The sequence below is a fragment of the Streptomyces cahuitamycinicus genome (genome assembly GCF_002891435.1).
GTDB lineage: Bacteria > Actinomycetota > Actinomycetes > Streptomycetales > Streptomycetaceae > Streptomyces > Streptomyces cahuitamycinicus.
Window position 1 is genome coordinate 1 of sequence record NZ_POUC01000360.1, and the last position, 8,329, is coordinate 8,329.

The 8,329-nt window shown below is 72.0% G+C and carries 6 protein-coding genes and 1 tRNA gene; 4 read left to right on the forward strand and 3 right to left on the reverse strand.

Annotation, left to right across the window (positions count from 1 at the left end):
* Positions 1 to 56: 56 nt before the first annotated feature.
* The 4 genes from C1J00_RS32980 (at position 57) to C1J00_RS32995 (ending at position 3,761) form a co-directional block, all read left to right on the forward strand.
* Positions 57 to 128 (forward strand) — tRNA-Cys (locus tag C1J00_RS32980).
* A gap of 722 nt (positions 129 to 850) precedes the next feature.
* The gene (locus C1J00_RS32985; RefSeq protein ID WP_102912646.1) at positions 851 to 1,624 is read left to right on the forward strand and encodes an alpha/beta fold hydrolase; all 774 of its coding nucleotides are present in this window, start codon (positions 851 to 853) and stop codon (positions 1,622 to 1,624) included.
* On the forward strand, positions 1,618 to 2,418 hold the full coding sequence (locus tag C1J00_RS32990; protein WP_102912647.1) for a MerR family transcriptional regulator: 801 nt from the start codon (positions 1,618 to 1,620) through the stop codon (positions 2,416 to 2,418). Before C1J00_RS32985 ends, C1J00_RS32990 begins: the two co-directional genes overlap by 7 nt.
* Before the next feature lie 122 nt (positions 2,419 to 2,540).
* Positions 2,541 to 3,761 (forward strand): LPXTG cell wall anchor domain-containing protein, encoded by a 1,221-nt coding sequence (locus C1J00_RS32995; protein WP_102912648.1) that lies wholly within the window; start codon positions 2,541 to 2,543, stop codon positions 3,759 to 3,761.
* 111 nt (positions 3,762 to 3,872) lie between these two features.
* On the opposite strand, the gene C1J00_RS33000 is transcribed toward C1J00_RS32995, so the two are convergent.
* From C1J00_RS33000 to C1J00_RS48585, 3 genes are all read right to left on the reverse strand, one after another.
* Complete coding sequence (locus C1J00_RS33000) at positions 3,873 to 5,039, reverse strand: SUKH-4 family immunity protein (RefSeq protein WP_102912649.1); 1,167 nt, start codon at positions 5,037 to 5,039, stop codon at positions 3,873 to 3,875.
* 318 nt (positions 5,040 to 5,357) lie between these two features.
* A complete protein-coding gene (locus C1J00_RS33005) occupies positions 5,358 to 7,667 on the reverse strand; it encodes a xanthine dehydrogenase family protein molybdopterin-binding subunit (protein WP_102912650.1) in 2,310 nt (769 codons plus the stop codon).
* Positions 7,664 to 8,329: (2Fe-2S)-binding protein (locus C1J00_RS48585; RefSeq protein WP_146046295.1), on the reverse strand; the 666-nt coding region annotated here is incomplete at its 5' end. The genes C1J00_RS33005 and C1J00_RS48585, both read right to left, overlap by 4 nt.

Consider the following 8,329-nt stretch of genomic DNA (forward strand, 5'->3'; position numbering starts at 1 on the left):
GTCCCCTTGAGCCCCCCTCCACCCCGCCCTACGGTCACTACACCGAGTGGGAACACGGCCGTGTGCCCGAGTGATTCAGGGGCTCGCCTGCAAAGCGAGTTACGTGGGTTCGAATCCCGCCACGGCCTCGGATGCCCTGATCAGGCAATAGGAAAGGGTGGCGCCCCGGCGGGTGTCGCCCTTTCGGCTGTCCGTCTCAGTTGACGGATACGAGCGAGGAATTCCAGTGAGGGCGACGGCGACACATGTCAGCTCCCGGATGCGGGATACGGCGACTAAGCGGCGATCAGACCACCGCGCAACTAAGCTCTTCAGTGATCAAATTCGCCGCTCAGGCAGCACCCACCGTGTGGCGAAGTCAGCGGCCGGACCGCTGACTTCGCCACACAGGATGACTTGCCTGCTAAGGGGTCCTTGCACTATGCCCGTCCGGGTCGCGCGGTCGGGCACCGAGTCGACGAGCGCCCTGGTGGCCGAAGCAAACACCCGGCCACCGAGCCACCCGGCCCAGCCGAAGCCCACCACCGGGCGCGGCCCGTGGGGCGCAGCACGGCCCCCGTTCGTCAGTCGGTGTCGCCCTTGGGCTTCGGCCATGCCTGTAGGGCGATACGGGCAAGCCACAGGTGCGCAGCTGAATCCGGTCCTCGTCCCAGCACTCGGCCCAACGCTCGTCGTACTTCATGCGGCCCGGCCGCCCAGGTGCACTGGTCACGTGTCGATCATGCCAGGCGGTCGGACGACGAGTTCGGGGCAGAAGCCCTTGCCTGTATCGCCGGCTGCCCGCCACTCGGATCGGCCTTCGACACCCGGGGTTGACCCTGACGCACGGTCAACCCCCCAGCATGTCCGCATGACTGTGAGAAGCGACAGCGGCATACAGTGCTTCACCGTTCAGCACGACGGTGTCTCCATCCCGGTGTCACGTGGCGGCCGGGGGCGCCCCCTGGTGCTGTGCCCGGGGCTGAACTGCACGCAAGCCGACCTGTACGAGCTGGTCTCGCTGCTGCGGCGCGATCACGATGTCGCGACCTTCGATCTCCGCGGGCATGGCCTCGCCTCCCCCGCCGAGCGGTACTCCTTCGACGCCTTCCTGGATGACCTCGTCGCCGTGATGGCGGAACTGGACCTGCCCTCGGCGCCTGTGGTCGTGGGCTACTCCCTGGGCGCGGACCTGGCCGTGCACTATGCGGCCCAGTGTCCCGAGACCGTCGCCGGGCTCGTGCTCATCGACGGGGCGAATCCGCTGCCGGAGCCGTTCCTCGCCGACGCCGACTTCGCGGAGTTCCGGGCCGTGTCAGAGGCCGAGGCAGCGCGTCACGGGTCGCTCACTGCCGAGGACATCTTCGGCCTGGGCATCGAGATGGATGTGGTCCGGGGCGAGATCCTCGACCGGTATCAGAAGATCGACCTGCCCGTGCACGTCATCATGTCCACTGCGATCGCCGGCGACAGCGCCGAGGGGCGGGCCCCTCGGCACAACCGACTGTGGCGTGCCGGCGTGGAGCGGCTCATCCGCGATCAGCCGCGCATCTCCGCGGACTGGATCGACGGCGACCATGGGCTGGTCTTCACGCATGCGCCTGACGTCGCCGAGATCATCCGGAGCAGACTGGCCTCATGCTGACCATCGGCGAGCTGGCCGCGTACGCCGGAGTCACCGTCCGCGCTGTGCGGCACTATCACGCCAAGGGACTTCTGCCCGAACCCGAGCGGGACAACTCCGGGTACCGGCGGTACGACGCCGGTGCCGTGGTGGAGCTGCTGCGGATCCGTACCCTCGCTGAGGCCGGGGTCCCCCTTGCTCGCGTGCGGGAGCTGCTCCAGGCCGGTGAGGAGGAGTTCGCCGCGGTTGTCGCGGGCATCGACAGGAGGCTGGAGGCCGAGATCCAGGAGCGGCAGCGCCACCGTGAGCGAATCGCCCGGCTCTCTTCGGGGGACGGGCTGGCCCTCCCCTCCGAGGTGGTCGCGTTCCTCGACCGGCTGCGTGCGCTCGGCGTCGACGAAAGGATCGTCCAGGCCGAACGGGACGGTTGGCTCCCGCTGGCGGCGCGCTCACCCGGGCGAGTGGCGGAGTGGATCGCGCGCAAGCAGGAGCTGATCGCTGACCCGGAGTTCACCGGCTTCTACCTGAACTTGAGTGAGGCTCTCGAACGGGGTGACGACGACCGGTCGCTGGTGGTGCTGGCCGACCGGGTGGCCGCCTACCTCACCAACCTGGCCGACGAGCGGGGCGAGGAGTACCTCGGCAGCCCGGCCGGTATCGAGCCGACGTTCGTCGAGCTGATGGACGCACTCGCCTTCGACACCGTGCCGTCCGCCCGCCGGCTCATCGAGTTGCTGAAGCAGCGTGGCTGGGATGGTTGGACCGTTCTCCACCGCACGCCCGGTTCCCACGTCACCCCGCCCACCTCGTCCTGAGACGCCGGGCAAACTCGTGCACAACCCCGAGCCCCCTTCGCGTGTCCAGGACATGACCGGTAGCCCACGCTCCGGTCGTCGTGCCTTCCGGGCCCGACGAGGAATCGACGAGGAGAACCACCGTGCACCTCCGCCCCCCGGCAGCCGTCCTGGCCGCCGCCGTGATCGCCGTCGCCGGTCCCGTTGTCGCCGCGCCCCTGGCGCACGCCGAGGACGGCGCGCCCGAGCTGGTCGTGTCGGCCCTGCCGTCCGCGGCTCCCAAGCCGGGTGAGGTGTACGACAAGTCCGTCACCCTCACCAACCAGGGCACGGCCGCCGTGGACGGTGTCACCTTCCAGGTGCGTCTGACGCGCGGGCTGGACTTCCCCGAGCCGGTGAAGGGCTGCACCTACTCGACCGTCAAGGACCAGGTCAGGCAGGCGGTCTGTGAACTCGACACGGTCGTCGAGCCCGGTGCCTCCGTCACCACGCCCGTCCGGTTCAAGGCGCTGGACAGCGCCCTGATGGAGGCCGTCGAGTACGGCACGAGCGTGAGCGGTGAGGCGCCGGGCGAGGGGTACGACGACAGTTACCGGCGGCTCACCCTGACCGCGGACAACACCGCCGATCTCGTCGCGGTCGGTGAGGACACCGAGGCGCTGGCCGGCGAGGAGCAGTCGGTCACGGCGACCCTGCGCAACGACGGCCCGGGCTGGGTGCAGAACCAGGAGAGCGACGACCTTCCGGGCCTGCTGGTGCAGATCCCGCCGGGCACCGTCGCCGTGAAGGTGCCGAAGGACTGCGCGCCGTTCGGGATCGACGGGCCGAGCGGGCCGCAGGGGACCGCGGGCAAGCCCAAGTACGTGTGCTGGCCGAAGGACGGGACGCTCGACGTGGGCCAGTCCCTGGCGTACACCTTCACGCTGAAGGTCAAGGAGTCCGCGCAGGACACCAAGGGTGAGGTCAAGGCGTCGTCCGTCTACGACATCGCCCCGAAGTACGACACGAACCGGGCCAACAACACCGCCGTGATCAGCATCGACCTGCCGAGCGACTACGAGCCGGAGCCGAGCCCCTCGGACGGCGCGAACGGCGGCTCCGGCGACGGCGGGAACGGCAACGCCCCCGAGGGCCAGGCCGCCGGCGGCACGGGCGCCACTGCATCCCCCTCGGCCACGGCCTCGACCGGCAGCACGACCGGTGGCTCCACGGGCACCACGACCGGCAGCACCACCGGCGGCAATCTCGCCACCACCGGCTCCGACGGCACCCCGCTCCTCGCCGGTGCCGCTGCCGCCGCCGCGGTGATCGGTGGCGGTCTGGTGTTCGCCGTACGCCGCCGCAACACTGCCAAGTCCGCCTGACGGCAGCGCTGCCAGGTGCGCTCGGCGGCAGCGCCGTCAGGTCCGCCCGACGGCATCACCGCCGAGTCCGCCTGACGGCAGCGCAGCCAAGTCCGCCTGACGGTCGTACCGTCAGAGCACCCCGCCCGCCTCGTCCTGGAACGCGTCCGTCCAGTAGTGACGGACCGTTCCACCCACCGTCACGCCCGTCGGGTCAACCGTGGACAGGACCTGGAGCATCGTCATGGCCAGCTGGTCGTAGGTGTCGGTGGTCAGCTCGTGGGACGACTGGGCGTCTATCGCGCGCTCGCGGTGCAGCAGCCAGAACGTGAAGGCGAGGGTCGAGACGTCCGTGTTGAGCGGGTACAGCGTCGCCTCGGTCTCGCTCCAGTTCAGGACCGCACCCGTCGCGCCGTCGACGATCAGGCTGTTGTCCTCGACCAGGTGGCCGAGGCGGATCAGGCGGTGGGCTCCGGCGGGGAGTTCCGCCGGGGCGCCGGTGTCGGCGTAGTACTCGGCGAGCGTCGCCAGGGGGACGTCCGTGTCCAGGGAGAAGACGTGGGCGTCCTCCGGCAGACCCACCTCGCGCAGGAAACGGCGGGTCGGTTCGTGCGTGAGGGTCGCGGGGAAGTCGACGTCCTCGAAGCGCGCGACCTTGCCGGGACCGAACTCCTGGTCCAGGAGGCGGTGCGGGAGGTCCAGGGAGAGGCCGGACACACCGCCCCGGCCCGCCACCAGGGACAGGGGGCGGATCAGTGCCGCCATCTTCCAGAAGGGGGCCGGTTCGCCGTCCGCGCCGTCACGGAACACCGCCAGCAGGTGCTGCGACGCCTGCGCCACCGCCTTGGGGCCGTAGCGGCCGGCGTAGGAGGCGAACTGGCCGCGCAGGCCCGCCAGTTCGTCCGTGGCCTCCGCGAAGCGGACCAGCGTCCGCAGGGAGGGGGCCAGGGGGCGGCGGTCCATCAGGTCGGGGCGGTCGTGCAGGACGTACGTCGTCGAGATCTCGCCCGTCGCGCCGTCGAGCAGGACCGACTCCGTCTCCAGGCCGCCGGGGCCCAGCAGTCCGCCTATCACCAGCTGCTCGCGCAGTTCCGCCGAGAGGCGGTCGTCCGGGTCGCCCGTCGAGTCGGCGACCGTGCGCAGACCCTGGCGGCTCAGCTCCGCGAAGCTCAGCACGCCGCTGAGGCCGGGCAGTCCGGGGCCGGTCAGCCAGTGCCGCGTGGACGCGTGCGTCACCCACGGGTCCAGCTCGGACTCCGTCAGGGTGATCACCGCGGAACCGGCGTCGGTCGTACTCATGGGCTCCCCCGCATGTGCTTGCTCACCGTCCCCTGGCGGAGCACGGCAGACCACCCGGCCCAGCCCGGCAGCCGTTCCCCACTGCCCAGAACAGTACGCCCCACCACTGACAACGCCCCGGAACAGCGACGCGCGCCCGACGGCCACGCCGCGTCACCTCACAAGACGCTCGGAGCACCCCCGCGCGTTCCCTCTCCGCCGAAATCGCTTTCATTCCCTGGCGGTCCCCTGGCGTCCCCTGGCGTCGCGTCAGTTTCGCGCGAGCGGAGCGGAGTCCGGTGCGCGGGTCCGGGCGGGGCCCCGCGGGCGGCAGCGGCCTCAGCCCCGTTCGGTGACCACCGCGGCCTGGGGGCGGATCGGGAGCCGGTTCACGGGGCGGCCTGTCGCGGCCCGTACGGCGGACGCGACGGCCGCCGGGGACGTCACCACCGGCACCGCGCTGACGGCCTTGGCCCCGAAGGGGGCGACGACGTCCCGTTCCTCCACCAGCCGGACGATACGGACGTCGGGCGCGTCGAGGGCGGTCGGGAGGGCGTAACCGGTCAGGTCGGGATGGCGGACGATGCCGCGCGGCGTGCGGAGGTTCTCCGTGAGGGCGATGCCCACGCCCTGCGTCACACCCGCCTCGATCCTGGCCGTCAGCTGGGCGGGGTTCAGGACCCGGCCCACGTCCTGGGCGACGGCCAGTTCCACGACCCGCACGGAACCGATCTCGATGTCGACGTCGACCACCGCACGGATCGCGCAGAAGGCCATGCCCACGAAGGCGTCGCCCTGCCCGGCCTCGTTGAGCGGCTCGGTCGGGTGCGGGCGGCACTGGGCGGTGGCCCACAGTTCCTTGCCGTCCAGCGCCTCGGTCACGGTCGTCGAGAGGACCCCGTCGTACGACGTGATCTTGCCGTCGGTGATCTGGAGCAGCTCCGTCGACATGCCGAACTTGTGGGCGAGCGGCTGGAGGAGCTGGGTGCGGACCATCTTGGCCGCGCGCTCCACCGCCCCGCCCGACACCCAGGTGTGCCGGCCGCGGCAGCCCGCGCCCGCCGGGGGCTGGTCGGTGTCGACCGGTGCCACGTGCACCTCGTCGACGCCGAGCGTCTCCTGGACGATCTGCCGGGCCAGCGTCGTGAAGCCCTGGCCGGTCTCGACGGCCGCGCACAGGACCGTCGCGACGCCGTCGTGGACCTTCACGGTCGCCGTGGAGACCTCGTCCGCGCCCTCCGCGCCGAGCATGTGCACCATGCCCACGCCGTAGCCGACGCCCCGGCGCACCGCGCCCGGTTCGCCCGCGCCCTCGGGACCGCCGGGCAGGAGCCACTCGTCCTCGGGCGCGTCCTTGGGCAGCGGTGGCAGCGGGAAGTCCCGTACGGCCTGGAGGAGTTCGGCGACCGGGGCCGGGCAGGTCACGGTCTGGCCGGTCGGCAGCACGTCGCCGGTGGCCAGGGCGTTGCGCAGCCGCACTTCCGCCGGGTCGAGGCCGAGCTTCTTGGCGATCTTGTCCATCTGCGCCTCGTAGGCGGCGCAGACCTGCATGGCGCCCTCGCCGCGTACGTGGCCGGACGGGGGGTTGTTGGTGCGTACGGCCCAGCCCTCGATGAAGGCGTTCGGGACGACGTAGGGGCCGCAGGCGAACGCGACGGCTGCGGCCAGGGCCTCGGAGGAGGTGTCGGCGTAGGCCCCCGCGTCGAGCAGGATCTGCGCCTCGACCTTGACGAGTCTGCCCTCGGCGTCGGCGTGGTGGCGGTAGCGCAGCAGGGTGGGGTGCCGGTGGACGTGGCCGAGGAAGGACTCCTCGCGCGTGGCGGTGAGTTTCACCGGGCAGCCGGTGCGCAGCGCGAGCAGGCCGAGCGGCAGCTGGAAGCCCTGGTCCTCGCGGTCGGCCGTGGCGCCGGGGACTCCGGTCACGACGACCTTGACGCGCTCGGGTTCCAGGCCGAACGCGGCGGCGGCGGCGTCGCGGTCGGCGTGCGGGTCGGTGGAGGCGAGGTACAGCTCCACGCCGCCGTCCGGGCGCGGCACGGCCAGGCCCGCCTCGGCGCCGATGGGCGCGGGGTCCTGGCGGCCGATGCGGTACAGGCCCTCGACGACGATCTCGCCGGCCGCCTCCGGGTCGCCGTGGTGCAGCGGGATGTGCCGGATCAGGTTGCCGTCGGGGTGCAGCGGCTCGGCCTCGAAGGCCTGCTCCGGGTCGGTCACCGGGTCGAGCACCTCGTACTCGACGATGACCGCGGCGGCGGCCATGCGCGCGGTGTCCGGGTGGTCGGCGGCGACGGCGGCGATGGGCTCGCCGTGGTGGCGCACGACCTCGGAAGCGAAGACCGGGCGGTCGGCCGTGCCGCGGCCGTGCAGCATGCTGCCGGGGACGTCCTCGTGGGTGACGACGGCGCGGACGCCGGGCATCTCGCGCGCGTGGGAGGTGTCGATCGACAGGATGCGCGCGTGCGGGTGCGGAGAGCGCAGCACAGCCGCCCACAGCAGGCCCTCGGCCCACAGGTCGGCGGCGTACGGGAAGGTGCCCTCCGTCTTGGCACGGGCGTCGGCGGGCGGCAGCGAGGCGCCGATGCCGTGCGGAAGCGGTTCGGGGGCGGGGGCGGCCTCCGCGGCCTGGGCGGTGGCTGCTTCGTTGCTCACGCGGGGCCTCCGTCCTGGCCGTAGGGCTGCTCATGCGGTTCTGGGGAGTGCGGTCCGGTGTTGTGCGGTTCCGGGGGTGCTCCGAAGGCCGACGCGTTCACGCCACCGGCGCCCGGGCCCGCCTGGTGCGGGATGCGGGCCCCGTCGGTGTCGCCGTCGGCGGGCGCGGAGTGCGCCTCGCGTTCGGCGACGACCTCCTTGACGGCGTCCACCACGCCCCGGTAGCCGGAGCAGCGGCACAGGTTGCCGCACAGCGCCTGGCGGGTCTCCAGCTCGGTGGGCGCCGGGTTGCCCTCCAGGAGGTCGTGCACGGTCATCGCCATGCCGGGGACGCAGAAGCCGCACTGCACGGCGCCGCAGCGCGCGAGTGCCCGCTGCACGTCCGACGGCTGCCCGTCCTCGGCCAGGCCTTCGACGGTGCGGACCTCGCTGCCGGCGGCGGTCACGGCCGGGACCAGGCAGGACGCCACGAGCCGTCCGTCGACCTGGACGTTGCACGCGCCGCACTCACCCTGCGAGCAGCCGTCCTTGGCACCCGCGAGTCCGAGCCGCTCACGCAGCACGTACAGCAGCGACTCGCCGATCCACGCGTCGCCGACGGGGCGTTCGGCGCCTGTCTCTTCTACACATCTGACGCTGCCGACGAACTCTAGGGTGTTGAT